This window comes from Streptomyces sp. NPDC001858 (genome assembly GCF_053594615.1).
The window spans coordinates 49968-75043 of sequence record NZ_JBSFEV010000016.1 but is presented as its reverse complement, the minus strand read 5'-3'; the positions used below and the strand labels follow the sequence as shown (position 1 = coordinate 75043).

Genomic DNA, 25076 nt, shown 5'->3' with positions numbered 1-25076 from the left:
GCCTCACAGGGGCGTGAGCAGCATGCGGCCCGCGAAGCCGACGGCCGTGTCGAGCCGGTCGGTGAACTCCTCGGCGACGTCCGGCAGTCGGCGCAGCGCCCACAGCGCGCGGGCCGCCGTCCAGGTCGCGTCCCGGGCCCGTTCCAGGCTCCAGGCGCCCAGCAGATGGGTGAGGGGGTCGGCGATCTGCAACAGATCGGGGCCCGGCATCAGCTCTTCGCGGATGCGCTCCTCCAGCGAGACGAGGAGATCGCCCACGCGGTCGAACTCGTCCTCCAGCTCGGCCGGTTCGCAGCCGAGGCTACGACAGGCGTCCACGACGGCGAGCGCGAGATCGTGCCCGATGTGCGCGTTGATGCCCGAGAGCGCGAACTGCAGCGGGCGTACGCCGGGATGGCGGCGGAACTGCAGCAGCGGGCGCCAGCAGGCCGGTGCGCGCCGGTCGGCCGACGCCGGGTCCACCGCGTCCAGGTAGCGCGCCGCGAAGCGAACGTCCAGCGTGATCGCGGCCCGCGGGTCCGTGAACCGGCCTCTGTCGATGCGCCGGTCGACCTCCTCGGTCACCGCGAGATAGACGCGGTTGAAGACCGCGACCCCGTCCGACGCGGGCAGGGCCGCGTCGAGGGCGCGCATCCGGGCGAGCACGTCGTCGACGCTCATGGCGACGGCGTCGAACGCGTCGAGGCCCGTCTCGACGGGAGAGGTGAACTGTTCCGTTTGCGGCATGGGGGCAGATTCGCAGCCCTAGGCTGGCCCGCGTGCCGGCGGGCCCGACGCTTCCCCGGAACGGGGGAACGAGCCCGCCCGCGCGAGAGGGGGAACAGCACGGTGCAAGGCTTACGTGTGCGGCGGGCCGGCCGACGCAGTGTCATGGTCGCCGTCGCCTCGGCGGTGGTCGCCCTGGGCGCCGCGTCCGGGACGATGACCGCGCTCGGCGACGACGCCGAAGCCGGCGGACGCGACCCTGAGCGGGCCCGCCCGAGGGCGAGCGCGACGCTCCTGTCCCCCTCGCCACCGCCCTCCCCGCCCGCGTCGGCGTCCCCTTCGGCCGCCGCCTCGACGGCGAAGCCGACGCCCTCGGCCACCCGCACCACGAGCCGCCCCCGGGCGGCCGCCGCGCCCGTGAGCCTCTACCGCCACACCGAGTCCCAGATCCTCGACTGGGTGCGCGCCAACCCGGCCGATCCGCGCGCCGACGTGATCGAGTCGCGGATCGCGAGCCGGCCGGCGGCCGTGTGGTTCGCCGACTACGCCCCCGACACGGTCACCGCACGGGTCCGCGCGGTCACCGCGGGCGCCGCCGCCCAGGGCCGGGTGCCCGTCCTCGTGGCGTACGCGATCCCGGAGCGCGACTGCGGCGGCGCCTCCGAGGGCGGCGCGCCCGACGTCGACGCTTACGCCGACTGGATCGACCGGTTCGCCGCCGGGCTCGGCTCCGGCGAGGCCGTGGTCGTCCTGGAGCCGGACTCGATCGCCCAGTCCGGCTGCCTCGACGAGGGCGGGCGGGCCGACCGCTTCGCCGCCCTGGCCCGCGCCGGGCGCGTCCTCAAGTCCGCGAACCCGAAGGCACGGGTGTACTACGACGCGGGCCACTCCGGCTGGAACGCCCCGGCCGCGCAGGCCGCGCTGCTGAAACAGGCCGGCGCCGCCTCGGCCGCGTCCTCCGACGGGATCTTCAGCAACGTCTCCAACTTCCACGACACCGCCGCCGAGGCCGCCTACGACCGGCGGGTCCTGGACGCCCTCGGCGGTTCGCCCGGCCTGGGCGCGGTCATCGACACCAGCCGCAACGGCAACGGCGCGCCCGCCGACGGCGAGTGGTGCGACCCGGACGGCCGGAAGATCGGCCGAACCCCCACCTTCGCCACCGGTGAGGACCGGATCGACGCCTACCTGTGGGTGAAGCTGCCGGGGGAGTCGGACGGCTGCAAGGGGGCGGCCGGCGAGTTCAGCCCGTCGTACGCCTACGAACTGGCCTCGTCGTAGCCGCTCCTGCCTGCCCGGCCCCGCTACCGCGCTGCTCTCACGGCCGGGGCGCCGGCACGGCCTCCGCCACCGGAGCGACCTTTGCGCTCGTCCGTTCGGCGCCCCGCAGCACGCCCGCGAACGCCACCAGCCCGCACGACAGCAGCGTCACCACGCCGAACGACACCACCAGGCTGGTCGCCTGCGCCACCCCGCCGATCAGGCTCGGGGCGATCAGACCGGAGGTGTACGTGATCGTCGCCACGCCCGCGATGGCCTGGCTGGGATTCGGCCCGCTGCGCCCCGCCGCGGCGAAGCAGAGCGGCACGACGACCGCGATGCCGAGCCCCATCAGCCCGAACCCGCCGATCGCCACCGCCGGGTCGTCCGCGACGACGATCAGCAGCCCGCCCAGTACGGCGAGGACGCCGCCCGCCCGCACGGTGCGCACCGCGCCGAACCGGTTCACCGCCGCGTCGCCCGCGATCCGGGCCACCGCCATCGTGAACATGAAGCCGGTCGTACAGGCCGCCGCGAGCCCGGCGGACGATCCGATCTCGTCCCGCAGATACACGGCCGACCAGTCCAGACTCGCGCCCTCCGCGAACACCGCGCAGAACCCGACCGCACCGATCAGCAGCGCGGACCGCGGCGGCAGCGCGAACCGCGGGGGCGGCTCCTCGTCCTCGGCCGGATGCAGATCCAGCACCCAGCGACAGGCCAGCAGTCCGAGGGCGGTGAGGACGGCCGCCGCCAGCACATGGTGCAGCCGCGCGTCCGTGCCCAGGTGCGCGGCGAGCGTCCCGCCGGCCGAGCCGATCAGGGCGCCCGCGCTCCACATGCCGTGCAGCCCCGACATGATCGACCGGTCGAGCAGCCGCTCCACCTCGACGCCGAGGGCGTTCATCGCGACGTCGGCCATGCCCGCGCTGGCCCCGTAGGTGAACATGGCCAGGCACAGCGTGAGCAGGTTCGGGGCGAGGGCGGGCAGGGTCAGCGACAGCGTCCACAGGGCGAGCAGTGCGCGCAGGGCCGTCCGGCTGCCGAAGCGGTGGGTGACGGAGCCCGCCAGCGGCATCGCGCAGGCCGCCCCGAACGCCGTGAAGGCCAGGGCGAATCCGAGCTGGCCGGTGGAGACGCCGGCGTGGTCCTGGATCCACGGCACCCGGGTGGCGAACGAACCGGTGACCGCGCCGTGCACGGTGAACACGGCCGCCACGGCGTACCGGGCGCGCCGCGCCTCCGACGGTGCGCAGACCACTTCACTCATTCTGCCGACCTCCCTCACTGCCTGCTCGATACCGCCCGGCCGCGGCGCGGTCGTAAACTATCAGGAACCCTGCCTGATAAATAGAGGACGTTCCGGAGCCCCCCGCCCGGCCGGCCATGGGAGGATTCCGCGCATGCCCGCATCCCCGAGCACCGCCCGGGCCATCAACGACCGGCTCGCCCTACGGCTGCTGCAGCAGGAAGGCCCGTTGACGGCAGGGCAGTTGAAGCAGCTCACCGGCCTGTCCAGGCCCACCGTCGCCGACCTCGTCGAACGCCTCGCCGCCGCCGGCCTGATCGAGGTCGCCGGAGAGACGGGCGAGCAGCGCCGCGGGCCGAACGCGAAGCTCTACGGCCTCGTCGCCGACCGCGCCCACCTGGCCGCGCTGGATGTGCGCACCGAGGGCGTCGCGGTGCTCGTCTGCGATCTCGTCGGCCGGGTGCTGGCCGAGGCGTCCACGCCGATCGGCGGCGACACGGGCACCGGGACGGCCGTGGAGCAGGCGGTCGCGCTCGTCGAGCGGGCGGTGAAGGAGGCCGGCGCCGACCGGCTGCACACCCTCGGCATCGGCGCGCCCGGCCTGATCGACCCCGCGAGCGGCGAACTGCGCGACTCCAGCGGCCTGCCCGAGTGGCACCGCCGCCTGGTGGCCGCCCTCCAGGAGCGGTTGCCCCACGCGCGCGTGAACGTCGAGAACGAGACCAACCTCGCCGCCCTGGCCGAACAGCGCGAGGGCGCCGCCCGGGACCGGGACACCTTCGTCCTGCTGTGGCTGGGGCACGGCACCGGCGCGGCGGTCGTCCTGGACGGCGCGCTGCGCCGCGGGGCCTCCGGCGGCACCGGCGAGATCGGCTTCCTGCCGGTCCCCGGCACCAGCGGCCTGCCCTCGGCGACCGACTGCGAGGGCGGCTTCCACTCCCTGGCCGGCTCGGCGGCGATCGCCGCACTCGCGGCGGAACACGGCCTGACCGCGCACCCGAACGCGCACGCCGACGAGCCGGTGGCGGCGGCCCTGGTCCGACAGGCGCTGGCCCGGACAGCCGCGCCCGCGGGTCGCTTCCTCGACGCCCTCGCCGACCGTCTCGCCCTCGGCGTCGCCTCCGTCGTCGCCGTCCTCGACCCGGGCTGTGTGGTCCTCGGCGGCGAGGTCGGGCAGGCCGGCGGCGAGGTGCTCGCGGACCGGGTGGCGCGACGGCTCCGGCAGCTGGCGCCGCTGCCCACCGAGGTGCGCCCCAGCGCGCTCGGCGGCGGCGCGGTCCTGCGCGGCGCGCTGCTCACCGCCCGCGAGTCCGCCCAGGAACACCTGTTCGGGGCACAGCCCTGAAGGGGCGCGAGGCGCTGACATGTGCGGCTCCGCCGCGCGGGCGCGACCAGCCACGATGGCGCGGTCCTGCGCGGCGCACTGCTCACCGCCCGCGAGTCGGCCCAGGAGAACCTGTTCGGGGCACCGCCCGAGCGGGCAGCGCCCTTAAGGGGCGCGGGGAACTGCGCGACCAGCCACGACGGCGCCGCACCGGAACGACGGCGCATCGCGGCACATCGCAGCACCCCAGCGGAGCGCTCAGCGTCGGATGCGCGTCGCCAGATAGTCCTCGAAGGTCCCCTTGCCCACCGCCCGGTCCGGCGCCAGGTGGCCGCCCTCGCGAAAGGCCCGGTAGACCGCGCCCCACAGCGGTACGTTCGCCACCGCGCACCGCCTGCCGCTCGCCTTCAAGAACGCGCGGGCCAACGACTCGAACGTGCGGACCTCGGGCCCGGCCATGTCGTCGACCCGGCCGGCCGGTGCGCCCGCCGCCAGCTCCGCGAGCCGATCCGCGACCTCGGCGACCTCCACCGGCTGGTCGCCGACCCCGGCCGGCAGGACCATCACCGGCACCTTGGCCAGGGACTGGAAGACCTGGACCAGCAGGTCGTGGAACTGGGTCGTGCGCAGCACGGTCCAGCCCAGTCCCGACTCCGCCACCAGCTGCTCCACCGCGAACTTCGTCCTGAAGTAGGGGAACGGCACCCGGTCCACACCGACGATCGAGATGTAGAGCAGGTGCCCCACCCCGGCCTGCCGCGCCGCGGCGATCAGGTTCGCGGCGGCCTGTTCGTCGCCCCCGCGCTGGGTGGTCGCGCAGTGCACGATCGTGTCCACGCCCGCGACGGCCGCGTCCAGACCGGCCCCGCCCGCGCGCAGATCCACGGCGTACGGCCGGCTGTGCCGGCTCAGCGCGCGCACCTCGTGCCCGGCGGCCGACAGCCGTGGGACGACGAGCCGGCCGAGGGTTCCGGTGGCTCCGGTCACCAGGATCGTGGTCATGCCGTTCAGCCCCTTCGGACTCCGCGCCGACGTCTACGAGGTCCAGCCTGCCCGGCTTCACCGCGGCCCGCACCCGAAGGAGCCCGGCGGCGGGCAAGGGCCGTCGTCACCGCCACCGGGCCGCACCCGTCGACCCTAGAAAGGACTAGACCAACACGTCAATAGGTGCGAACCAGCCCCGGTTCGGGCTCGGTTCGGGCCCGGGTTGACGCTCTGTGAGCCACCCCACACGGTTCACCTGTATGGACCAGCATCGGGCGTGGCACACTGGCCCTGTAACTAAAGCAGCGCACTCCGGGGTCGGTGAAAGTCCGAACCGGCGGTTATAGTCCGCGACCCGGTCGCTTCCAGCGACCGGTTGACCAGGTGAAATTCCTGGACCGACGGTTAAAGTCCGGATGGGAGGCAGTGCGCGGCGGGCGGGCATTCGTGCGCGCCGCCGAATGTGCTCGTCCGTAGGGGCGGGTCTGTCCGGCGTCGCTCCCGGTGTCGTCGCCCGTACCTGCTGTCACTCTCGACAGGCCCCGGAGTCCGTGCCCCTATGTGGCAGGAGGACCCGGGAAGTGTTCACCGGAATCGTCGAAGAACTGGGTGAGGTCACCGCCGTCGAGAACCTCGGCGATGCTTCCCGCTTCCGGCTGCGTGGCCCCGTCGTGACCGACGGCGCGAAGCACGGCGACTCCATCGCCGTGAACGGCGTGTGTCTCACCGTCGTCGAGCACGAGGGCGACGAATTCACCGCCGACGTCATGGCGGAGACCCTGAACCGCTCCAGCCTCGGCGCCCTCGGCGTCGGCTCCCGCGTCAACCTCGAACGCCCCACCGCGGTCGGCGACCGCCTCGGCGGGCACATCGTGCAGGGTCATGTCGACGGCACCGGCGCGGTGTTGGAGCGCAAGCCCTCCGAGAACTGGGAGATCATCAAGATCTCCCTCCCCGCCGACCTGGCCCGGTACGTCGTCGAGAAGGGCTCCATCACCGTCGACGGCATCAGCCTCACCGTCGTCGAGGCCGGCCCCGACTTCTTCACCGTCAGCCTCATCCCCACCACCCTCGCCCTGACCACGCTCGGCCTCAAGCAGCCCGGCGACCCGGTCAACCTCGAGGTGGACATCGTCGCCAAGTACGTCGAGCGGCTGCTGACCACCAGTCAAGGGGCGGGGCGGTGAACTCGCTGAACTCCGAGGCGTTCACCCTGCTCGACCAGCACATCCTCTGGTCGGACATGATCGGCAACCTCCTCGGCCTGATCACCCTCGCCCTCGGCTGGCGCCGCTCCCTGTGGACCTGGCCGGTGCAGTTCCTCTCCGGACTCGTCCTGTTCGGCGCCTTCGTCGGCCAGCTGACCGGCAGCGCCGGCAAGCAGGTCGTCGTCATGGTCGTCGCGCTGTACGGCTGGTGGCAGTGGAACCGGAGCAAGGGGCGGTCCGGGGACGGCGAGATCACGCCCCGGTTCGCCACCCGGGCCGAGCGCGGCGCCATGGCCGGCGCCGCCGCCGTCGGCACGGTCGCCGTCGCCCTGCTCTTCAAGGCCTACCCGTCCCTGTCCTGGGACCCCTGGCCGGACGCCTACATCTTCGTCGGCACCATCGTCGCCATGTACGCCCAGGCTCGCGGAATGGTCGAGTTCTGGATCGCCTGGCTCCTCGTCGACGTCGTCGGCGTCCCCCTCAACTTCACCAACGGCTACGCCTTCTCCGGCTTCGTCTACGTCATCTACGGCGCACTCGTCCTGTGGGGCATGCGCGACTGGTGGCTCCGCTCCCGCAAGGCTTCGCACTCCGCTCTGGAAGGAGCGCCGGCATGAGTACCGCACCGATCCTCTACAGCACGGACGGCATCGAGGACTTCGCGCTGGACCCCGTCGAGCAGGCGATCGCCGACATCGCGGCCGGCCGCCCCATCGTGGTCGTCGACGACGAGGACCGTGAGAACGAGGGCGATCTCGTGGTCGCCGCCGAGAAGGCCACCCCCGAGATCATCGCCTTCATGATGAGCGAGTGCCGCGGCCTGATCTGCGCCCCCATGGAGAGCGAAGAGCTGGAGCGCCTGGAGCTCCCGCAGATGGTCGCGGACAACACCGAGTCGATGCAGACGGCGTTCACGGTCTCCGTCGACGCCTCCGGCGCCCATGGCGTCACCACCGGCATCTCGGCCGCCGACCGCGCCACCACGCTGCGACTGCTGGCCGGCGGCCAGGCCCAGCCCTCGGACTTCGTCCGGCCCGGGCACATCTTCCCGCTGCGCGCCAAGCCCGGCGGCGTCCTGACCCGCAACGGCCACACCGAGGCCGCCGTCGACCTCGCCCGACTCGCGGGCCTGCGCCCGGCCGGCGCCATCGTCGAGATCGCCGGCGAGGACGGCCGGATGCTCCGGCTGCCCGAACTGATCCCCTTCGCCCGCAAGCACGGCCTGACGATCATCTCCATCGAGGACCTGATCGCCTACCGCCGCAGCTCCGAGCCCACCGTCCGGCGCGAGGCCGAGACCCGACTGCCCACCGTCCACGGCACGTTCACCGCCTACGGCTACCGCTCCACCGTCGACGGCGTCGAGCACGTCGCCCTCGTCCACGGCGAGATCGGCGACGGCAAGGACGTCCTGGTCCGCGTCCACTCCGAGTGCCTCACCGGCGATGTCTTCGCCTCCCTGCGCTGCGACTGCGGCCCCCAGCTCGACGCCTCCCTGGAGCGCATCCAGAGCGAGGGCCGGGGCGTGGTGGTCTACCTGCGTGGACACGAGGGCCGCGGCATCGGCCTGCTGTCCAAGCTGCGCGCGTACGAGCTCCAGGAACAGGGCCACGACACCCTGGACGCCAACCTGGAACTGGGCCTGCCCGCCGACGCCCGCGACTACGGGGCGGGCGCGCAGATCCTGGAGGACCTCGGCGTGCACAGCGTCCGGCTGATGACGAACAACCCCGAGAAGACCGACGCCCTCGTCCGGCACGGTCTGGAGATCACCGCGCGCGAGCCGATGCCCGTCCAGGCCGGCGAGCACAACATCCGCTACCTGCGCACCAAGCGGGACCGGATGGGACACGACCTGCCCTGGCTGGACACGGCTCCCGTGTCCCCCTGCGGCAACCAGTAACACCAGCTTCACCAGTAACGACAGCGCAAGAGGAGAGACGTGAGCGGCAAGGGTGCACCGGAACTGTCCGTACGCAATGTGGGTGACCTGCGGGTCGCCGTCATCGCGGCACAGTGGCACGAGAAGGTGATGGACGGTCTGGTCGACGGCGCGCTGCGCGCCCTGCACGACCTCGGCATCGACGAGCCGACCCTCCTGCGGGTCCCCGGCAGCTGGGAGCTCCCGGTCGTCGCCAAGGGGCTGGCCGGTCGGGGCTACGACGCGATCGTCGCCCTCGGAGTCGTCATCCGCGGCGGCACCCCGCACTTCGAGTACGTGTGCCAGGGCGTCACCCAGGGCCTCACCCAGGTCTCCGTGGAGAGCGGCGTCCCCGTCGGCATGGGCGTCCTCACCTGCGACACCGAGGAGCAGGCCCTGGACCGGGCCGGCCTGGAGGGCTCGAACGAGGACAAGGGACACGAGGCGGTGACGGCGGCCGTGGCGACCGCGGCCATCCTCCGCTCAGTATCCGAACCCTGGCGCTAGGCCGGCCGACATAACGGCTAGGGTGGGATCACCATGTCCAATAAGACGTTCGAGGAGCTCTTCGTCGAGCTCCAGCAGAAGGCCGCCACGGGCGACCCCGCCACTTCCCGCACCGCCGAACTGGTCGGGAAGGGCGTCCATGCCATCGGCAAGAAGGTCGTCGAAGAGGCCGCCGAGGTCTGGATGGCCGCCGAGTACGAGGGCAAGGAGGCAGCCGCCGAGGAGATCTCGCAGCTGCTCTACCACGTCCAGGTGATGATGGTCGCCCGCGGAATCTCGCTGGACGACGTGTACGCCCACCTGTAGAACCCTTTCCAGACAAACCCATCCCTGCATCACGTTCCACGCGAAGGAAGCCGACCTCATGCTGCGCATCGCCGTCCCCAACAAGGGTTCCCTGTCAGGCCCTGCGGCGGAGATGCTGCATGAGGCCGGCTACCAGCAGCGCCGGGAGTCCAAGGAACTGCGGATCGTCGACCCGGTCAACGAGGTCGAGTTCTTCTACCTCCGCCCCCGCGACATCGCGATCTACGTCTCCTCAGGCCGCCTCGACATCGGCGTCACCGGCCGCGATCTGCTGATCGACTCCGGCGCCGACGCCGAGGAGATCCTGCCGCTCGGCTTCGCCCGCTCCACCTTCCGCTTCGCCTCCAAGCCGGGCGTGGCGACCGGAGTCGAGGACCTCAAGGGCAAGACGGTCGCCACCTCCTACGAGGGGATCGTCGCGGGGCACCTCGCCGACAACGGCATCGACGCCTCCGTCGTCCACCTGGACGGCGCCGTCGAGACCGCCATCGAGCTGGGCGTCGCCGAGGTCATCGCGGACGTCGTCGAGACCGGCACCTCCCTGCGCAACGCCGGTCTGGAGGTGTTCGGCGACCCCATCATGAAGTCCGAGGCCGTCGTGATCCGCCGCACCGGCGCGGACGCCGAGGAGCCGAAGGTCCAGCAGTTCCTGCGCCGCCTGCAGGGCGTCCTGGTCGCCCGGACGTACGTGATGATGGACTACGACTGCCGCGTCGAGCAGCTGGAGAAGGCCGTCGCGCTGACCCCGGGCCTGGAGTCGCCGACCGTCTCCCCGCTGCACAACGAGGGCTGGGTCGCCGTCCGGGCCATGGTCCCCGCCAAGGAGGCCCAGCGGATCATGGACGACCTGTACGACATCGGCGCCCGCGCCATCCTGACCACGGCCATCCACGCCTGCCGCCTCTGAGGCCCCGAGAGACCTACGCGAAGATGCCCGATTCCCCGGGTGGCGACCTGCCCACCCTCCCCGTCACCTTCCGGCCGGGCCGCACCCGTGCGGTGCTGCTCACGGCCGGAGCGGTGATCCTGCTCGTCATCTCCGCCGTGGCCATGCTGCTGGAGCAGCTCGGCCCGGGGGAGCGGCTCAGCTTCATCCTCACCGGCGCCCTCGTCTTCTGGGTGCTGGCCCAGCTCGCCCGGGTGCGGGTCGTCGCCGACGACTCCGGCGTCACGGTCGTGAACATCGCCTCCAGGCGACGCCTGGCCTGGGCCGAGATCCTCCAGGTGAACCTCCGACCGGGCGATCCCTGGGTGTTCCTCAACCTCAGCGACGGCACCAGCCTGCCGGCCCTCGGCATCCAGCCGGGCATCGACAAACAGCAGGCCATCGCCGATGCGCGGGCGCTGCGCGCGCTCGCCGAAGCCAGGTCGATCCGGGACCCCGAGAAGGCCCCCGAGCAAGATCAGGGCTGACTCGGGGCCGTCCACCCTGCCGCTGAAGCCCCTGTCTTGATTAATCTGGTGACGGAGGCGTTCCCCTTGCGCCTCCGTCCCTGTTGTGCCCTGCCGGGCGCACAGGGGTTCCTGCTACCCGAGGAGTGACCCTCTCCGGCGATGGACGGTTCGTCCTGTAGTACCTGCGCCGCCCCCACCCGACATAGCTCGGAGGCGGCGGCAACATGACCACCCCCTTGCTGCTCCTGGCAGCCGCGTTCCTGCTCATCCTCGCCAACGGCTTCTTCGTCGCCGCCGAGTTCGGCCTCGTCACGGTCGAACGCCCGGAGGCCGAGAAGGCCGCCGCCGACGGCGACAGACGAGCCCGTACGGTCGTCGAGTCGCTGAAGGAACTGTCCTTCCAGCTCTCCGGCACCCAGCTCGGCATCACCATCACCTCCCTCGTCGTCGGCATGCTCGCCGAACCGGCGCTCGCGGAGCTGCTGAACGGCCCGTTCACCGCGATCGGCATCCCCGAGGGCGCCGTCTCCGGCGTCACCGTGGTCGTCGGCATGCTGCTGGCGTCCGCCGTGCAGATGGTGATCGGCGAGCTCGTGCCCAAGAACTGGGCGGTGTCCAAGCCCTTGCAGGTCGCGCGGTTCGTCGCCGGCCCGCAGGCCGCCTTCTCCCGCCTCTTCCGGCCGGTGATCTCGGCCCTCAACACCGTCGCCAACCGGCTGGTGCGCGCGCTGGGCGTCGAGCCCACCGAGGAGCTGGCCTCCGCCCGCACCCCGGGCGAACTGGTGTCCCTGGCCCGACACTCTGCGCAGGCCGGCGCCCTCGAACAGGACACGGCCGACCTGTTCGTGCGGACCCTGTCGCTGGCCGAGCTGACCGCACAGCACGTCATGACCCCGCGGGTGAAGGTCAGCGCCCTGCAGTCGTCGGCCACCGCCGAGGACGTGGTCAACCTGACCCGGGCCACCGGCCTGTCCCGGTTCCCGGTCTACCGCGAGAAGATCGACGAGATCGTCGGCATGGTCCACCTCAAGGACGCCCTGGCGATCCCCGTCCACGACCGGCTGCGCACCCCGCTCGGCCGGATCGCCCGTCCGGCCCTGCTGGTCCCCGAGACCCTGCCCGTCCAGCCCCTGCTGGCCCGGCTGCGCAGCGAGCAGCCCATCGCCGTCGTCGTCGACGAATACGGCGGCACGGCCGGCGTGGTCACCCTGGAGGACATCGTCGAGGAGATCGTCGGCGAGGTCCGCGACGAGCACGACGGCCAGGACACCCCCGAACTCGCCGCGGCCCCGCCCGAGGAGGGCAGGCCCGCCTGGGACGTGGACGGCAGCTGCCGCGTCGACACCCTCCAGCGCATAGGCCTGGAGGTCCCCGAGGGACCGTACGAGACGGTCGCCGGGCTCGTCGCCGACCTGCTCGGGCGCATCCCGGCCGTCGGCGACCGGGCCGAGCTGCCCGGCTGGCGGCTCTCGGTGCGCCGGGTCGGCCACTACCGGGCCGAACGGGTCCGGCTGGTGCGCACCGGCCAGGTCGTGGAGGTCTCCCGATGAGCGCCCTCCAACTCGTCTTCGCCGCGCTGCTCGTGCTCACCAACGGCTTCTTCGTCGGCGCCGAGTTCGCGCTCGTCTCCGTCCGGCGCAGCCAGATCGAGCCCCTGGGCACCGCGCGGGCCCGCCAGGTCCTGCACGGCCTGGAACGCCTGCCGCAGATGATGGCGGCGGCCCAGTTCGGCATCACCGTCTGCTCCCTCACCCTGGGCGCGGTCGCCGAACCGACGGTCGCCCAGCTGCTGGAGCCGCTGTTCGAGTGGATCCACCTCCCGCACGGGATGATCCATCCGCTGGGCTATGTCATAGCCCTCGCGGCCGTGGTCTTCTTCCACCTCGTCATCGGCGAGATGGTCCCGAAGAACCTCGCCATGGCGGCCCCCGAGAAGGCCGCGCTGTGGCTCAGCCCGGGCCTGGTCGCCTTCGCCCGGCTGTGCCGGCCGATCACCGTGGCCCTCGGCGCCTGCGCCCAGGGCATCCTGCGGCTCTTCCACGTGGAGCCGCGCGACGAGGTGGCGGCCGTCGTCACCAGCGAGCAGCTGAACCGGCTGCTGGAGGATTCGGGCCAGGCCGGTCTGCTCGGCCCCGAGGAGCAGGAACGGCTGGAGGACGCGCTGGAGCTCGGCTCCCGTCCGGTGACGGACGTGCTGCTGAAGCGCGAGTCCCTGGTCACGGTCGGCCCGGCGGTCACCCCGGGCGAGATCGTCGAGCTGACCGCCCGCACCGGCTACTCCCGCTTCCCGGTCGCCGCGGAGACCGGCGCCTACATGGGCTATCTGCATGTGAAGGACGTCCTCGACCTGGAGGACTCCGAGCGGGCGGTGCCGCAGCAGGTGTGGCGTCCGATGACGACACTGCGCTCCGAACTGCCGCTGGACGACGCCCTCACCGTCATGCGCCGGGCGGCGACCCATCTGGCGCAGGTCGCCGACGCCTCCGGCAAGGTCCTCGGCCTGGTCACGCTGGAGGACGTGCTGGAGCTGCTGGTCGGCGAGGTCACCGACCCCGCCCACCGGGAGATCCCGGAGGTCCGGCTGACCGAGCCGAGGGCGAGCGACGACCCGGAGGAGGCGCTGGCGAGCTGACGCCTCGCCGGCGTCCGGCGGGCCCGGCGCGCCGTCACATCGGGGAGGGATCCTGCGGGCCCCTCCCCGAGAGGACCTCGCCGTACGCCTGCATCAGGTCCGGCAGCCGCAGGGTCGACAGGTCGTCCCGGGTCAGTGCGCCCGGGTAGGTCGACAGCCGCAGATCCCGGTAGGCGCAGCTCTTCTCGTACAGGGTGCGCAGGAACCGTCCGTTGCCCAGCTCGTCGATCCACCCCTGGTCGACCACGTGCCCGGCGATCGAGCGCAGCTCGTCCAGGGCCTCCTCGTCCCACACGTCACCGTTCTCCGCGGCCAGCACCTCGCCGATGGAGGTGAGTTCGAGAGGGCGGTAGGAGGGGAAGTCGACGCGGGTCGTGAAGCGGGAGGACAGCCCGGGGTTCGCGGCCAGCAGCCGGTCCATGCCCTCCGGGTAGCCGGCCAGGATCACCACCAGGTGGTCGCGGTTGTCCTCGGCCCGCTTCAGCAGCACCTGCAACGCCTCGTCGCCGTACGCGTCGCCCTTGCCGTAGCCGGAGTTGGACAGCGAGTACGCCTCGTCGACGAAGAGCACACCGCCCAGCGCGGAGTCGATCAGCTCATTGGCCTTCACGGCCGTCTGGCCGAGATACTCGCCCACCAGGTCGGCGCGCTGGGCCTCCACGAGATGGTCGCCGCCCAGCAGCCCGAGGGCGTAGAAGACGCGGCCCAGGATGCGGGCCACCGTGGTCTTGCCGGTGCCGGAAGGCCCGGAGAAGACGAAGTGCCGCTTCGGCGGCTGGACCGGAAGGCCCTGCCCGGTCCGCAGCCGAGCCATGTTGAGCTGTGCCGACAGGGCCTTGACCTGGCGTTTCACCGGCTCCAGGCCCACCATGCGCTCCAGCTCCAGGAGCGCCTCCTCGAGTAACACGGGGTCGGTGGGCCCGGCCGGCAGCGCGGAGGCGACGAGGTTCTTCTCGCGCACCGAGGGGTCGGTCACCGACGGCAGCGGGACGACCGGCGGCAGGTCGGCCGGCTCGGTGAGCCGCAGGTCCCGGCCCTCCGTGCCGAACAGCGGGTCGAAGCCGTCCGGCCCGTCCACCATGTCCTGCCCGACCCCGGTGAGCGTGATCGCCGCGAAGTCGGCCGTGTCGTCGTACCCGTCGCCCTCGGCGATCGCGGCGAGCCGGGCCGTGGTGTCCATGAAGGCGGCGTCGACGCGGTGCACCGCCCGGTACAGCGGGAGCGCGGCCGCCGAACGGCCGGTGCCCTCGTGCGCCCGGGCCAGCCAGTACCGCAGCTCCTTGCGCTGCGGCTGCTCGCTGCGGCAGCGCATCAGGGCCGCCGAGAGCAGCGGCTCGGCCTGTCCGTACATCTCCAGTCGCACCCGGGCCATCCCGCCGAACAGCCCCGCCTCGATGCCCAGCAGCGCGTCGTCGAGCAGCGGGTCGGTGTGCCGGACCAACTGTTCCCAGTCCTTGACGAGGTAGGCGCGGCAGGCGTGCAGGAAGCGGACCTGATGGTCGGTGTCCACGGGCGGGAGCCCGGCGAGCGCGCGGTCCAGCTCGGGCACATGGCGGCCGTCCAGCCAGTGCGAGGCGTGTGCGAGGAGCAGATCGCGCGGACTCTCCAGCACCGGTTGGACCCACCAGCCCAGCCAGTACCAGGAGTTGAGGGTGCGGCGGTGCCGGGTCCGCTGCTCGCCGAAGCGCTCGCGGTGGCGGAACATCCGCAGCAGCGCGGTCGTCGTGTCGACGCGCAGCGCGTGCAGCCCGAGCCAGCCGTCGGCCATCCCCGGATCGATCCGCACCGCGGTGCGGAACTCCTCCTCCGCCTGCGGATACGCGCCCATGGTGTAGGCGTCCACGCCGCGTAGCCAGGCGAGGTCGGCCGGGGCCTCCAGACCCTGCGTTCCGAAGTCCATCACGTCCCCCACGAACCGTGCCCCCGTCGGTAGACAGCCGGGCCGTCGCTCGCCGCTGCCTTGGTCGAACCGCTGTGCCGCGGACCGGAGTTGCCAGGTGCGCGCAAGCCCTGTCCAGGTCGCACCGAGGGCATCGTACCTGCGTGGGCACGGCCCGCCGTAGGGTGCCGCACAGGCCGTTTGGCGAGGTGGGAGCAGGACGGGGCGCATACCGGGCGGTGACCCAGGGTGAGCGGAATACGTCGTATCGCATCCGGAAAAGGGGCCGCGAACGGGCTGAGGACAGAACGAAGCCCCCGATCACGGGGGAACAACCGGGGGCTTCGCGTCTGAGGGCGGCTTCGATTGCCGCACATTCAGAACGTAAGTCCTGTACGGGCCGCCGGTCAAGCGGAGTTGGGGCAGTTGGCGAACTTCGAATGTGGGAGCCTTCACAGGTTCACCACATCGCGGGTGGTCCCTCACGGTGGGTGACATCCTGGTGCGGACCAATGTCTCCCACGGGCCCCGGCAGCACCTCGTACCCCTGCGGCAACTGCCGCACCAGCAGATCCGCATAGGGGCGCGACGGATCCTCGGCGAAGTGGCGGAGTTCGGCCGGAACCCACCCGTCCCAGAACTCCCGCTGCTCCTCGCCGTCCCGCGACCGTCCGCGCGTCCAGGCCTCCTCGGCCGGCACATCCATCCACAGCAGGCACGCCAGGAACGGCCGCAGGGCGCGGCGGCCCGCGCCGACCCCCTCGACCAGGACGACGGGCGCGGCGGGCAGCGTCCTGGCCGGGCCGAAGCGGCGGGCGCGCCAGTCGTAGGAGGCGTAGCGCCCGCTCTCGCCGCGGCCGAAGGGCTCGATCACCTGGGCGAGCAGGCGCTCGGTCCAGGCGAAGAGCTCGTCGTGGCTGGCGATGTCGTCGAGGCGCAGCACCGGTGCACCGCCCAGCGCCCCGGCCAGCCGCCCGGCGAAGGTCGACTTCCCCGAGCCGGCGTGTCCGTCGACGGCGATCAGCCGCACCGGCCCGCAGGACGGGGGCAGGCGGCGGAGCCGGGCGGCGAGCTGGTCGATGACGGGTCCTGGAGGGGAGAGACGGGTTCTGGAGGGGAGAGGCGGGGTCTGGAGGGGAGAAGGGAGAGCGGGGGAGCGGGCGGGAAGACGTCGGTACGGCGCGAAAGTCTACGGCCGCCGGCCCACACGACTGGCGCAGGCCCGACGCCCTCGTGGGCGTGGCACAGGCGAAAGCGCCGGTCGGCGAGTCCATAGTGGGCGCACAGCCGTGCAGACACCTTGGGGGTCCACGCCCATGAGCAGCGTCGAAAGCAGAGTCGAACAGCCGTCCCGCAGAGCGGTCCTCGCCACCGTGGTCGCCGCCGCTCTGGCCGGAGGCTCGGCGCCGTCCGCGACCGCCGCCGACGCCGTGGACACGGGGAGCGCCGCGGGCGCCGGGGACGCGGAATCCGCCCCGGCCCGCTCCGTCGACCACCGCGCCTGGACCACCTACGCCGACTGGAGCGCCGGCACCGTCCGCGGCGCCCGTGCCGTCGCGGGCGACCGGCCGGGGGTCGCCGTCGCCGTCGCCGCCCCGCTCGGCACCGTCGACTACACCGACCCGCACACCAAGGCCACCGCCGCGTGGGAGCACGCGACCTGGACCTCCCCGCGCCACACGCTCGCCGTCCCCGCGACGGAGGTGATCGCCTCCTGGAACGCGAGCACCCCGGCCGGCACCTGGCTCCAGGTCGAGCTGAAGGGCGCCTACTCCGACGGCACGGACACCCCCTGGTACGTGATGGGCCGCTGGGCCTCCGGCGACCAGGACATCAAGCGGACCTCGGTCGACGGCCAGACCGACGGCAGAAGCACCGTGTGGACCGACACCCTCGCGATCGACGATGCCTCGACGGGCCTGCGCGTCGCCTCGTACCGCCTGCGGCTCACCCTGTACCGCCGCCCCGGCACGCGGCTCACCCCGACCGTGTGGCGGCTGGGCGCGATGGCCTCCGACGTCCCCGACCGCTTCACCGTCCCGGCCTCCGTGCCCGGCCTCGCGCACGAGCTGGACGTCCCGCGCTACTCGCAGGAGATCCACCAGGGCCAGTACCCCGAGTACGACAGCGGCGGCGAGGCCTGGTGCAGCCCGACCTCCTCGCAGATGATCGTCGAGTACTGGGGCGGGCGGCTCAGCGCCCAGCAGCTGGCGTGGGTCGACCCCGCGTACGCCGACCCGCAGGTGTGCCACGCGGCCCGCTACACCTACGACCACCAGTACGGCGGCTGCGGCAACTGGCCGTTCAACGCCGCCTACGCGGCCACCTTCGCCGATCTGCAGGGCGTGGTCACCCGGCTCGGCTCGCTCACCGACCTGGAGACGCTGATCGCCGCCGGGATCCCGGCCCTGACGTCCCAGTCCTTCCTCAAGGAGGAGCTCACCGGAGCGGGCTACGGCACCGCCGGGCATCTGATGACCGTGATCGGCTTCACAGCGGCGGGCGATGTGATCGCCAACGATCCCTACTCGGCGGACGACCTGGCGGTGCGGCGCGTGTACCGGCGGCGGGAGTTCGAGAACATCTGGCTCAGGACCAAGCGCCACAACGCGAGCGGCAACGTCGTCTCCGGCACCGGAGGCGTCTGCTACCTCTACTTCCCGGCGCGCCCGACCGCGCGCCAGCGCCAAGCCCTCACCGCGGTGGGCGTCCCCATGTGAGCAAGGTCTCCGCCGCAAATGCCTCGTGCGGTGGCAAGGTGGACGTATGACCGCACACACAGCCAGCGCCGAACGCACCCGCACCGGCGGGCCCGAGACCGACGGCCCGAAGCTCCTGGAACACATCATGGGCTGGGTTCTCGTCGCGGTCGTCGCGATGCTGATCACCCAGCTCGGACTGCTGTGACGGGTGGGACCTGACGCGCGGTTGACCTGACATACTGCGGATGTCCCGCAGACTGCCCGAGACCAGGGTCGAAATTGAATATCAGTGAACAGCGCGAAGTCGCCCGTCCCCGGGCACGCGGCACCGAGCGCTCACTGGCGCGTCGCGCCGAACTCATCTCCATCGGGCGGAAGTTGTTCGCCGACACGTCCTACGACGCGCTCTCGATGGACGACATCGCCCGGCAGGCGCATGTCGCCAAAGGGCTGATCTACTACTACTTCCAGTCCAAGCGCGGCTACTACCTGGCGATCATCCAGGACTCCGTCGCCGATCTGGTCACCTTCGCCGCGAGCGGTCACGAACTGCCCCAGGTGGACCGGGTGCACCGCACCATCGACAGCTACCTGCGCTACGCCGAGCACAACCAGGCCGCCTACCGGACGATCGTCAGCGGCGGCGTCGGCTTCGACACCGAGGTGCACGCCATCCGGGACGGGGTGCGCGCGGCGATCGTCGCGACCATCGCCGAGGGCGCGTACGGCGGAGGCGACATCCCGCCACTGCCCCGCATGGGCCTGCTGGCCTGGGTGTGCAGCGTCGAGGGCGCCACCCTGGCATGGATCGACCGCCCCGAACTCTCCCGCGAGGTCATGGGCGACCTGCTCGTGAAGACCCTGGGCGGCTCCATGCGCGCCATCGAGGAACTCGACCCCGCCTTCCCCGCGCCGAAGTCGGCCCGGCGCGAGGACTGACGCGAGGGCTGACGCGCCGGACAACGGCACTTGAGGCGAAGGCTCGTGGTCCTCCGCCCCAAGTGCCCTGCCCGGTGGGCTACTTGATCGCCTTGATCAGCTCACCGTTCGCGGTGTCCCCGCTCAGCTCCCAGAAGAACGTGCCGCCCAGGCCCTGCCGCGACTTGTACCGCATCTTCGTGGCGATGGTCGCCGGGGTGTCGTAACTCCACCAGTCGTTCCCGCACTTGGCGTACGCGGTGCCGCCGACCGTGCCGGTCGCCGGGCACTTGGTCTTGAGCACCTTGTAGTCCTCGTTGCCCGCCTCGTACGTGCCCGCCGCCGGCCCGGTGGCCGTGCCGCCCGGCTTCGTCTGTGTGACGCCGGTCCAGCCGCGCCCGTAGAAGCCGATGCCGAGGAGCAGTTTGCGGGCCGGGATGCCCAGGCTCTTCAGCTTGGCGATCGTGGCGGCCGTGTCGTAGCCCTGCTGCGGAATGCCGGGGTACGAGGTCAGCGGCGAGTGCGGCGCCGTGGGGCCGGTGGCCGCCCAGGTGCCGAAGTAGTCGTACGTCATCGGGTTGTACCAGTCGACGTACCGGGCCGCGCCGCCGTAGTCCGCCGCGTCGATCCTGCCGCCGCTCGTGGCGTCCGCGGTGATCGCCGCCGTGACCAGCTCCCGCTTGCCGAACTCGGCGCGCAGCGCCTTCATGACGTCCCGGAAGGCTTCGCGGCCGCTGGTGTCGCAGGTGAGGCCGCAGGCGTTCGGGTACTCCCAGTCGATGTCGATGCCGTCGAAGACGTCGGCCCACCGGGGGTTCTCGACGAGGTCGTGGCAGGACCTGGCGAAGGCCGCCGGGTCCTTGGCCGCCTCGCCGAAGCCGCCCGACCAGCTCCAGCCGCCGAACGACCAGACGACCTTGAGGTTCGGGTGCAGCTTCTTCAGCTTGCGCAGCTGGTTGAAGTTGCCGCTGAGCGGCTGGTCCGCGGTGTCGGCGACGCCGTCCACGGACTCTGTAGCGGTGAACGGCTTGTCGGTGTCCGCCCAGGAGTCGCCGAGGGCGCACTTGCCGTCGGTGACGTTGCCGAAGGCGTAGTTGATGTGGGTGAGCTTCTTCGCGGAGCCGGACGTCTCGATGTTCTTGACGTAGTACTGGCGGTCGTAGATGCCCCAGTCGGTGAAGTAGCCGACGACCTTCGAGCCTGCCGAGCCGGTCGCACCGGTGGCGTGCCCCTTGGTGGGGCCGGGCTCGCGGGCGCTGGCGGTGCCCGCGCCGGCGAGCAGGGCGGCGCCGAGAGCGGCGCAACAGGCGGCTGACAGGAGCGTCCGGAACCGGGCGCGAGAGCGGAGCGGGGTGTGCATCGGGGGTCTCCTCGCAGGGGACAGGGAGGGGATCGCACGCCGATCGGCATGAACGCGGGGAGGCGTTGGACCGAAACGGTAGGTGGACTAGACCAGTTCGGTCAATGGTTCGGACCAATCAACCGTGCGGTGAGGCCGGCTCGGACCGATCGACTCTGCGGTGTCGGCCGGTTCGGACCGATCGGCCGTGCGGTGACGGCGCCCCGCGCGCATACTCACAGCGCGAAGCCGTGCGAAGCCGTGCGAAGCCGCGTGAAGCCCGTGCGAAGCTGCGCGAAGCCGCGCGTCGGCCAGCGAGGAGGAAGCCGCCATGCCCGACCGCCCGCCGACCCCGGTGGACCGCGTCCTGCCCACGGCCGAGGCCCGGCACCTCATGGCGCTGGTCCGCGACATCGCCCGCCGCGAGATCGCCCCGGCGGCCGCCGCGGAGGAGGACGCCGGACGCTTCCCGCGCGAGCTGTTCACCCTCCTGTCCGCATCAGGGCTGCTCGGTCTTCCCTACGACTCCGCGTACGGCGGCGGCGACCAGCCCTACGAGGTCTACCTCCAGGTCCTCGAAGAGCTGGCCGCGGCCCGGCTCACCGTCGGACTCGGGGTGAGCGTGCACACCCTGGCCGCCTATCCGCTGGCCGCCCACGGCACCCGGGAGCAGCGGGCCGCGCGGCTGCCGGCCGTGCTCGGCGGCGGGCTGCTCGGCGCGTACTGCCTGTCCGAGCCGTCCTCCGGCTCGGACGCGGCCTCGCTGCGGACCCGGGCCGTGCGGGAGGGCCGGGGAGACTGGGTGATCACCGGTACCAAGGCCTGGATCACCCACGGCGGGATCGCCGACTTCTACACCGTCATGGCCCGCACCGGCGGCGAGGGCGCGCGCGGGATCACGGCCTTCCTGGTGCCCGCCGACGCCGACGGCCTGACCGCCGCGGCCCCCGAGCGGAAGATGGGGCTGAAGGGCTCGCCCACCGCCCAGGTCCACCTCGACGGCGTACGCGTCCCGGACGACCTACGCATCGGCGCCGAGGGTCAGGGCTTCGCGATCGCCCTGGCCGCGCTGGACTCCGGGCGGCTCGGCATCGCCGCCTGCGCGGTCGGCCTCGCCCAGGCCGCCCTCGACGAGGCCGTCGCCTACGCGGGGCGGCGACGGCAGTTCGGGCGGCCGATCGCCGACTTCCAGGGGCTGCGCTTCCTGCTCGCCGACATGGCGACCCGGATCGAGGCGGGCCGGGCCCTGTACCTGGCCGCCGCGCGGCTGCGCGACGCCGGCCGGCCCTTCGCCCGGCAGGCGGCCATGGCCAAACTCCACTGCACGGACGCCGCCATGCAGATCACCGTCGACGCCGTGCAGGTGCTGGGCGGGTACGGCTACTCCGCCGACTTCCCCGTCGAGCGCTACCTGCGCGAGGCCAAGGTCCTGCAGATCGTCGAGGGGACGAACCAGATCCAGCGGATGGTCATCGCCCGTCACCTGCTGGGTCCGGAGACCCGCTGAACTGCCCCGGCCGCACCTGCGGGGCCGCCAGCCGCGCCCACTCCGGGTCGTGGCGTCCCGGCAGGGTGCGACCCCGGTCGGCCCACAGGCGCAGCAGCGCGCGGTAGATGGGCGGGTCCTGAGGGGTCGGCGGAGCCAGCGGAACCGATCCTGCACGACCGGCCTCGGCGCGAAGGGACTCAGCGCGGACGGGTTCGGTACGGACGGACTCAGTGCGGATGGACTCAGTGCGGACGGATTCCGGGCGGACGGGTTCCGGGTGAAGGGGGGTGAAGAGCTGGCGGTGACGCCCGGGCGCAGCCGAATAGGTGGGGGTCATACCAGGGCAACGCGCGGCCGCGGGGCAGGTCACCGGCGGGCGTGGTCGAGCGTGAGTTCGGGCAGTGCCCCGGTTCCGGACCGACTTTCATCTGGTCGCGGGACCGCGTCTGACGTACCGTCAAATCCCTTGCCCTCAGGGAGGTGTGCTCATGGGCGACGACCGCCCCGTGCCGCTCGACGAGTACCCCGTCCACCAGGTGCCCCTGTCGATGAAACACGTCGCGACCGGGGACCGGAACGCCTACGACCGCTGCATCTTCCACGTCCTCGACCACGAGGGCCGGGCGCTGCTCATCGTCGGCCTCGGGGTCTACCCCAACCTCGGCGTGATCGACGCCTACGCCACCCTGCGCCTCGGCGATCGCCTGTACGCGGTCCGCGCCTCCGACGCCCTCGGCGAGGACCGTATGCGGCTGGAGGTCGGCCCCCTGCGCATCCGGGTCGAGCGCCCGCTGCGGGACTTCGTGCTGAGCTGCGCGGCGGACCCGGACGACCCGGAAGGGCTGTCGTACGAGGTCCACTGGTCGGCGGACTTCCCGGCCCTGTGGGAGCCGCACCACCAGCAGCGGCGCGGTGGCCGGCTCACGCTGGAGGGGAAGCGGTTCGTGCAGGCGGGGCGGTGCGTGGGGTGGCTGCGCGCGGGCGGCGCCTCGACCCGGCTGACGGCCGGCTCGTGGACCGGCACCCGCGACCGCAGCTGGGGCGTACGGCCGGTGCCGGGCGAGGAGGGCGGGCGGCTCGCCCAGGACCATCCGACCGAGGGATTCCACTGGATCTGGTGCCCGGTCCGCTTCGACGACCGCTTTCTGATGGTCATCACCCAGGAGGACGCCGACGGCTACCGCTCCCTGAACGACGCCACGCTCGTCCGCCCCGGCCGCCGTGACCGCCAACTCGGCTGGCCCCAGGCGGAGATCGCCTACCGGCCCGGCACCCGCCAGCCGGAGCGCGCCCTCATCCGGCTGGGGGACCTCCGCAAGCCGCTGGAACTGGAGGCGGAGATCCTCACCTCCTCCCCGCTCGCCGTCGGCGCCGGCTATCCCCCCGCCGACGACTGGCAGCACGGCACCTGGCGCGGCCCCCGCTGGACCGACCGCCGCAGCTACGACCTGACCGGCCCGCACCCCCTGGCCGGGTACGGGGTGACCGACCACGCCGCCCGCTTCCGGCTCGACGGCCGGGAGGGCCACGGGATCTTCGAGCACGGTTCGTTCGGCCGCCACGACCCGAGCGGCTTCACCGGCTTCGAGTCGGTCGCTCCGCAGGGGAGTTGAGAGCATGCCCACGGCACCCCGTCCCCGCACCACCACCCGGGACCCGGCGGAGATCGCCGACCGGCTGTCGGCCTGGCTCGCCGCCCGGCTGCCCGGCGCCAGGGCCGGCGCGATCACCGTGCCCGCCTCCAACGGGATGTCCAGCGAGACCCTTCTCTTCGACATCGAGCACCCGGCCGAGCATGAACTGCCCTTCCGGGGCTGCGCGTTGAGACTGGCCGCCGATCCGTCGGCATACACGGTGTTCCCGGTGTACGACATGGTCCGCCAGTACCGCACCATGCGTCTGGTGGGCCGGCACACGGACCTGCCCGTGCCGCGCGTGCTCTGGCTGGAGGAGGACCCCGGCCCGCTCGGCGCACCGTTCTTCGTCATGGAACGGATCGAGGGACGCGTACCGCCCGACGTCATGCCGTACACCTACGAGGGCAATTGGCTGCACGCGGCGAGCGACGCGCAGCGCGAACGCCTGGAGGCGGCCACCATCGGCCTGTTGGCCCGACTGCACGACCAAGTTCCCGTCGACCAGGCGAAGTTCCTCGCCCTCCCCGGAGACGGAGACGTAGACGGAGGCGGAGGCGGAGATGCGGACGTCTTGCGGCGGCACGTCACGGCCCAACGCGCCTACTACGACTGGGTCGTCGACGGCCTGCCCCGCTCACCGCTCATCGAGGACGCGTTCGACCGGCTCGCGCAGCTCTGGCCGCGCGATCCGGGCGCACCGGTGCTGAGTTGGGGCGACGCACGCATCGGGAACGTCGTCTACGACGGCTTCGAGCCCGTCGCCGTCCTCGACTGGGAGATGGCGGCCCTCGCCCCGCGCGAGGTGGACCTCGGCTGGACGCTCTACCTGCACCGCTTCTTCCAGGACCTCACGGTCGCCTCCGGCGGGCGCGGACTGCCCGACTTCCTGCGCCGGGAACGCGTCGAGGAACGCTATGCGCGGCTGACCGGCCACACCCCGCGGGACATGGACTTCTACACGCTCTACGCCGCGCTGCGGCAGGCGATCGTGATGCTGCGGGTGGCCTACCGGCAGGTGCACTTCGGCGAGGTCGCCGTCCCGGCCGATCCGGACACACTGATCCTGCACCACGGCAGTCTGCGGGCCATGGTGCAGGGCAGCTACTGGGGTTGAGCCGGCGAGACGAGCGCGGGAGCCGTGCTCAGGCGGCCGCGCGGCGCATCGCCGGCACGCGCATCGGGCGCGAGGCCGGGCCGCCGACGTGCGAGAAGGGCTGGGTACGCCAGTCCAGCCCCTGAGGGAGCGTCAACAGCAGCGCGGTGTCCTGCTCCTGGAGCTCGAACGACTCGTCCGCGGGCCGCGCCTCGGAGGCCCCGCGCCCGGTCCCTGCGCAGACCGTCAGCCCGAACGGGTTCCACGGCGAGGCGCACAGCGCGTGCTCCGGCAGCACCTCCTCGTCCGCCAGCAGCGCGATGGGCTGCGTGCAGTCCGGGCAGATCACCCGGTACATCTCGAAGGTGTCGTACGCGTCGAAGTGGTCGGCGTCATCGCCGTCGAAGCCGTCGGCGTCGAAAGGTTCGACGCCCTCCGGCTCGGGCTCGACGACCGACTGGAGCCGCTTGGGCGCGGTGCGACCAGGGCGCTTAAGACTCTGCATGGGATTCTCCCCCTCGGGCTGGG

General features: G+C 72.3%; 24 protein-coding genes and 1 riboswitch. Of the genes, 17 read left to right on the top strand and 7 right to left on the bottom strand.

Annotation, left to right across the window (positions count from 1 at the left end):
* Positions 1–3 precede the first annotated feature (3 nt).
* A complete protein-coding gene (locus ACWCPF_RS22920) occupies positions 4–726 on the bottom strand; it encodes a DUF5995 family protein (RefSeq protein WP_451046909.1) in 723 nt (240 codons plus the stop codon).
* 144 nt (positions 727–870) lie between these two features.
* Here ACWCPF_RS22920 and ACWCPF_RS22915 point away from each other — a divergent pair, with 144 nt between their 5' ends.
* Positions 871–1986, top strand: coding sequence for a glycoside hydrolase family 6 protein (locus ACWCPF_RS22915; protein ID WP_451046991.1), 1116 nt, complete (start codon positions 871–873; stop codon positions 1984–1986).
* Between the two features lie 37 nt (positions 1987–2023).
* Here ACWCPF_RS22915 and ACWCPF_RS22910 read toward each other — a convergent pair whose 3' ends face one another.
* A complete protein-coding gene (locus tag ACWCPF_RS22910; RefSeq protein WP_451046908.1) occupies positions 2024–3235 on the bottom strand; it encodes an MFS transporter in 1212 nt (403 codons plus the stop codon).
* A gap of 133 nt (positions 3236–3368) precedes the next feature.
* On the opposite strand from ACWCPF_RS22910, the gene ACWCPF_RS22905 reads away from it, so the two are divergent.
* Positions 3369–4559, top strand: a complete 1191-nt coding sequence (locus ACWCPF_RS22905) for an ROK family transcriptional regulator (protein WP_451046907.1) — start codon at positions 3369–3371, stop codon at positions 4557–4559.
* A gap of 237 nt (positions 4560–4796) precedes the next feature.
* Here the strand turns inward: ACWCPF_RS22905 and ACWCPF_RS22900 are convergent, their stop codons facing one another.
* The gene (locus ACWCPF_RS22900; protein ID WP_451046906.1) at positions 4797–5540 is read right to left on the bottom strand and encodes an SDR family oxidoreductase; all 744 of its coding nucleotides are present in this window, start codon (positions 5538–5540) and stop codon (positions 4797–4799) included.
* Between the two features lie 285 nt (positions 5541–5825).
* A riboswitch (FMN riboswitch) is annotated at positions 5826–5956 on the top strand.
* Positions 5957–6103: 147 nt separating this feature from the next.
* Here ACWCPF_RS22900 and ACWCPF_RS22895 point away from each other — a divergent pair.
* The 9 genes from ACWCPF_RS22895 to ACWCPF_RS22855 all read left to right on the top strand — a co-directional run bounded on the left by ACWCPF_RS22895 (position 6104) and on the right by ACWCPF_RS22855 (position 13491).
* Positions 6104–6709, top strand: a complete 606-nt coding sequence (locus ACWCPF_RS22895) for a riboflavin synthase (RefSeq protein WP_451046905.1) — start codon at positions 6104–6106, stop codon at positions 6707–6709.
* A complete protein-coding gene (gene pnuC / locus ACWCPF_RS22890; RefSeq protein WP_451046904.1) occupies positions 6706–7347 on the top strand; it encodes a nicotinamide riboside transporter PnuC in 642 nt (213 codons plus the stop codon). The genes ACWCPF_RS22895 and pnuC overlap by 4 nt, the downstream gene beginning before the upstream one ends.
* Positions 7344–8633 (top strand): bifunctional 3,4-dihydroxy-2-butanone-4-phosphate synthase/GTP cyclohydrolase II, encoded by a 1290-nt coding sequence (locus tag ACWCPF_RS22885; RefSeq protein WP_451046903.1) that lies wholly within the window; start codon positions 7344–7346, stop codon positions 8631–8633. Before pnuC ends, ACWCPF_RS22885 begins: the two co-directional genes overlap by 4 nt.
* A gap of 39 nt (positions 8634–8672) precedes the next feature.
* Positions 8673–9158 carry a 6,7-dimethyl-8-ribityllumazine synthase gene (ribH, locus tag ACWCPF_RS22880; protein ID WP_451046902.1) on the top strand — a complete coding sequence of 162 codons (486 nt, stop codon included), beginning with the start codon at positions 8673–8675 and terminating at the stop codon, positions 9156–9158.
* Positions 9159–9191: 33 nt separating this feature from the next.
* Positions 9192–9464, top strand: coding sequence for a phosphoribosyl-ATP diphosphatase (locus ACWCPF_RS22875; RefSeq protein ID WP_451046901.1), 273 nt, complete (start codon positions 9192–9194; stop codon positions 9462–9464).
* A 58-nt stretch (positions 9465–9522) separates the two neighbouring features.
* Positions 9523–10371 (top strand): ATP phosphoribosyltransferase, encoded by an 849-nt coding sequence (gene hisG, locus ACWCPF_RS22870; protein WP_451046900.1) that lies wholly within the window; start codon positions 9523–9525, stop codon positions 10369–10371.
* 23 nt (positions 10372–10394) lie between these two features.
* Positions 10395–10877 (top strand): PH domain-containing protein, encoded by a 483-nt coding sequence (locus ACWCPF_RS22865; RefSeq protein ID WP_451046899.1) that lies wholly within the window; start codon positions 10395–10397, stop codon positions 10875–10877.
* A 206-nt stretch (positions 10878–11083) separates the two neighbouring features.
* Entirely contained in the window at positions 11084–12409 is a 1326-nt protein-coding gene (locus ACWCPF_RS22860) for a hemolysin family protein (RefSeq protein ID WP_451046898.1), read from the top strand.
* Positions 12406–13491, top strand: coding sequence for a hemolysin family protein (locus tag ACWCPF_RS22855; protein WP_451046897.1), 1086 nt, complete (start codon positions 12406–12408; stop codon positions 13489–13491). The genes ACWCPF_RS22860 and ACWCPF_RS22855 overlap by 4 nt, the downstream gene beginning before the upstream one ends.
* Before the next feature lie 34 nt (positions 13492–13525).
* Here the strand turns inward: ACWCPF_RS22855 and ACWCPF_RS22850 are convergent, their stop codons facing one another.
* Both ACWCPF_RS22850 and ACWCPF_RS22845 read right to left on the bottom strand, forming a co-directional pair.
* Positions 13526–15391 carry an AAA family ATPase gene (locus tag ACWCPF_RS22850; RefSeq protein WP_451046896.1) on the bottom strand — a complete coding sequence of 622 codons (1866 nt, stop codon included), beginning with the start codon at positions 15389–15391 and terminating at the stop codon, positions 13526–13528.
* 439 nt (positions 15392–15830) lie between these two features.
* Complete coding sequence (locus tag ACWCPF_RS22845; RefSeq protein ID WP_451046990.1) at positions 15831–16451, bottom strand: uridine kinase family protein; 621 nt, start codon at positions 16449–16451, stop codon at positions 15831–15833.
* A gap of 235 nt (positions 16452–16686) precedes the next feature.
* Here ACWCPF_RS22845 and ACWCPF_RS22840 point away from each other — a divergent pair, with 235 nt between their 5' ends.
* The 3 genes from ACWCPF_RS22840 to ACWCPF_RS22830 all read left to right on the top strand — a co-directional run bounded on the left by ACWCPF_RS22840 (position 16687) and on the right by ACWCPF_RS22830 (position 19011).
* A complete protein-coding gene (locus tag ACWCPF_RS22840; protein WP_451046895.1) occupies positions 16687–18090 on the top strand; it encodes a peptidase C39 family protein in 1404 nt (467 codons plus the stop codon).
* Between the two features lie 46 nt (positions 18091–18136).
* Entirely contained in the window at positions 18137–18277 is a 141-nt protein-coding gene (locus ACWCPF_RS22835; protein WP_451046894.1) for an SCO1431 family membrane protein, read from the top strand.
* A 74-nt stretch (positions 18278–18351) separates the two neighbouring features.
* On the top strand, positions 18352–19011 hold the full coding sequence (locus tag ACWCPF_RS22830; protein ID WP_451046893.1) for a TetR/AcrR family transcriptional regulator: 660 nt from the start codon (positions 18352–18354) through the stop codon (positions 19009–19011).
* 79 nt (positions 19012–19090) lie between these two features.
* Here ACWCPF_RS22830 and ACWCPF_RS22825 read toward each other — a convergent pair whose 3' ends face one another.
* Positions 19091–20350: a glycoside hydrolase family 18 protein gene (locus ACWCPF_RS22825; protein WP_451046892.1), complete on the bottom strand. Its 1260-nt coding sequence runs from the start codon at positions 20348–20350 to the stop codon at positions 19091–19093.
* A gap of 310 nt (positions 20351–20660) precedes the next feature.
* Here ACWCPF_RS22825 and ACWCPF_RS22820 point away from each other — a divergent pair, with 310 nt between their 5' ends.
* From ACWCPF_RS22820 to ACWCPF_RS22810, 3 genes are all read left to right on the top strand, one after another.
* Entirely contained in the window at positions 20661–21836 is a 1176-nt protein-coding gene (locus tag ACWCPF_RS22820) for an acyl-CoA dehydrogenase family protein (protein ID WP_451046891.1), read from the top strand.
* Positions 21837–22306: 470 nt separating this feature from the next.
* Complete coding sequence (locus ACWCPF_RS22815; RefSeq protein ID WP_451046890.1) at positions 22307–23431, top strand: hypothetical protein; 1125 nt, start codon at positions 22307–22309, stop codon at positions 23429–23431.
* Positions 23432–23435: 4 nt separating this feature from the next.
* On the top strand, positions 23436–24569 hold the full coding sequence (locus tag ACWCPF_RS22810; RefSeq protein WP_451046889.1) for a phosphotransferase family protein: 1134 nt from the start codon (positions 23436–23438) through the stop codon (positions 24567–24569).
* Between the two features lie 28 nt (positions 24570–24597).
* Here the strand turns inward: ACWCPF_RS22810 and ACWCPF_RS22805 are convergent, their stop codons facing one another.
* On the bottom strand, positions 24598–25053 hold the full coding sequence (locus ACWCPF_RS22805; RefSeq protein WP_451046888.1) for a hypothetical protein: 456 nt from the start codon (positions 25051–25053) through the stop codon (positions 24598–24600).
* Positions 25054–25076 lie beyond the last annotated feature (23 nt).

What these genes read in the sequence shown, in the direction of transcription:
- ACWCPF_RS22840 (WP_451046895.1), top strand. Translation starts at nt 16,687, where the DNA reads ATGAGCAGCGTCGAAAGCAGAGTCGAACAGCCGTCCCGCAGAGCGGTC.
- ACWCPF_RS22875 (WP_451046901.1), top strand. Translation starts at nt 9,192, where the DNA reads ATGTCCAATAAGACGTTCGAGGAGCTCTTCGTCGAGCTCCAGCAGAAG.
- ACWCPF_RS22850 (WP_451046896.1), bottom strand. Translation starts at nt 15,391, where the DNA reads ATGGACTTCGGAACGCAGGGTCTGGAGGCCCCGGCCGACCTCGCCTGG.
- ACWCPF_RS22920 (WP_451046909.1), bottom strand. Translation starts at nt 726, where the DNA reads ATGCCGCAAACGGAACAGTTCACCTCTCCCGTCGAGACGGGCCTCGAC.
- ACWCPF_RS22810 (WP_451046889.1), top strand. Translation starts at nt 23,436, where the DNA reads ATGCCCACGGCACCCCGTCCCCGCACCACCACCCGGGACCCGGCGGAG.
- ACWCPF_RS22885 (WP_451046903.1), top strand. Translation starts at nt 7,344, where the DNA reads ATGAGTACCGCACCGATCCTCTACAGCACGGACGGCATCGAGGACTTC.
- ACWCPF_RS22835 (WP_451046894.1), top strand. Translation starts at nt 18,137, where the DNA reads ATGACCGCACACACAGCCAGCGCCGAACGCACCCGCACCGGCGGGCCC.
- ACWCPF_RS22805 (WP_451046888.1), bottom strand. Translation starts at nt 25,053, where the DNA reads ATGCAGAGTCTTAAGCGCCCTGGTCGCACCGCGCCCAAGCGGCTCCAG.
- ACWCPF_RS22910 (WP_451046908.1), bottom strand. Translation starts at nt 3,235, where the DNA reads ATGAGTGAAGTGGTCTGCGCACCGTCGGAGGCGCGGCGCGCCCGGTAC.
- ACWCPF_RS22860 (WP_451046898.1), top strand. Translation starts at nt 11,084, where the DNA reads ATGACCACCCCCTTGCTGCTCCTGGCAGCCGCGTTCCTGCTCATCCTC.
- ACWCPF_RS22900 (WP_451046906.1), bottom strand. Translation starts at nt 5,540, where the DNA reads ATGACCACGATCCTGGTGACCGGAGCCACCGGAACCCTCGGCCGGCTC.
- ACWCPF_RS22865 (WP_451046899.1), top strand. Translation starts at nt 10,395, where the DNA reads ATGCCCGATTCCCCGGGTGGCGACCTGCCCACCCTCCCCGTCACCTTC.
- ACWCPF_RS22815 (WP_451046890.1), top strand. Translation starts at nt 22,307, where the DNA reads ATGGGCGACGACCGCCCCGTGCCGCTCGACGAGTACCCCGTCCACCAG.
- ACWCPF_RS22820 (WP_451046891.1), top strand. Translation starts at nt 20,661, where the DNA reads ATGCCCGACCGCCCGCCGACCCCGGTGGACCGCGTCCTGCCCACGGCC.
- ACWCPF_RS22825 (WP_451046892.1), bottom strand. Translation starts at nt 20,350, where the DNA reads ATGCACACCCCGCTCCGCTCTCGCGCCCGGTTCCGGACGCTCCTGTCA.
- ACWCPF_RS22915 (WP_451046991.1), top strand. Translation starts at nt 871, where the DNA reads ATGGTCGCCGTCGCCTCGGCGGTGGTCGCCCTGGGCGCCGCGTCCGGG.
- hisG (WP_451046900.1), top strand. Translation starts at nt 9,523, where the DNA reads ATGCTGCGCATCGCCGTCCCCAACAAGGGTTCCCTGTCAGGCCCTGCG.
- ACWCPF_RS22905 (WP_451046907.1), top strand. Translation starts at nt 3,369, where the DNA reads ATGCCCGCATCCCCGAGCACCGCCCGGGCCATCAACGACCGGCTCGCC.
- ACWCPF_RS22855 (WP_451046897.1), top strand. Translation starts at nt 12,406, where the DNA reads ATGAGCGCCCTCCAACTCGTCTTCGCCGCGCTGCTCGTGCTCACCAAC.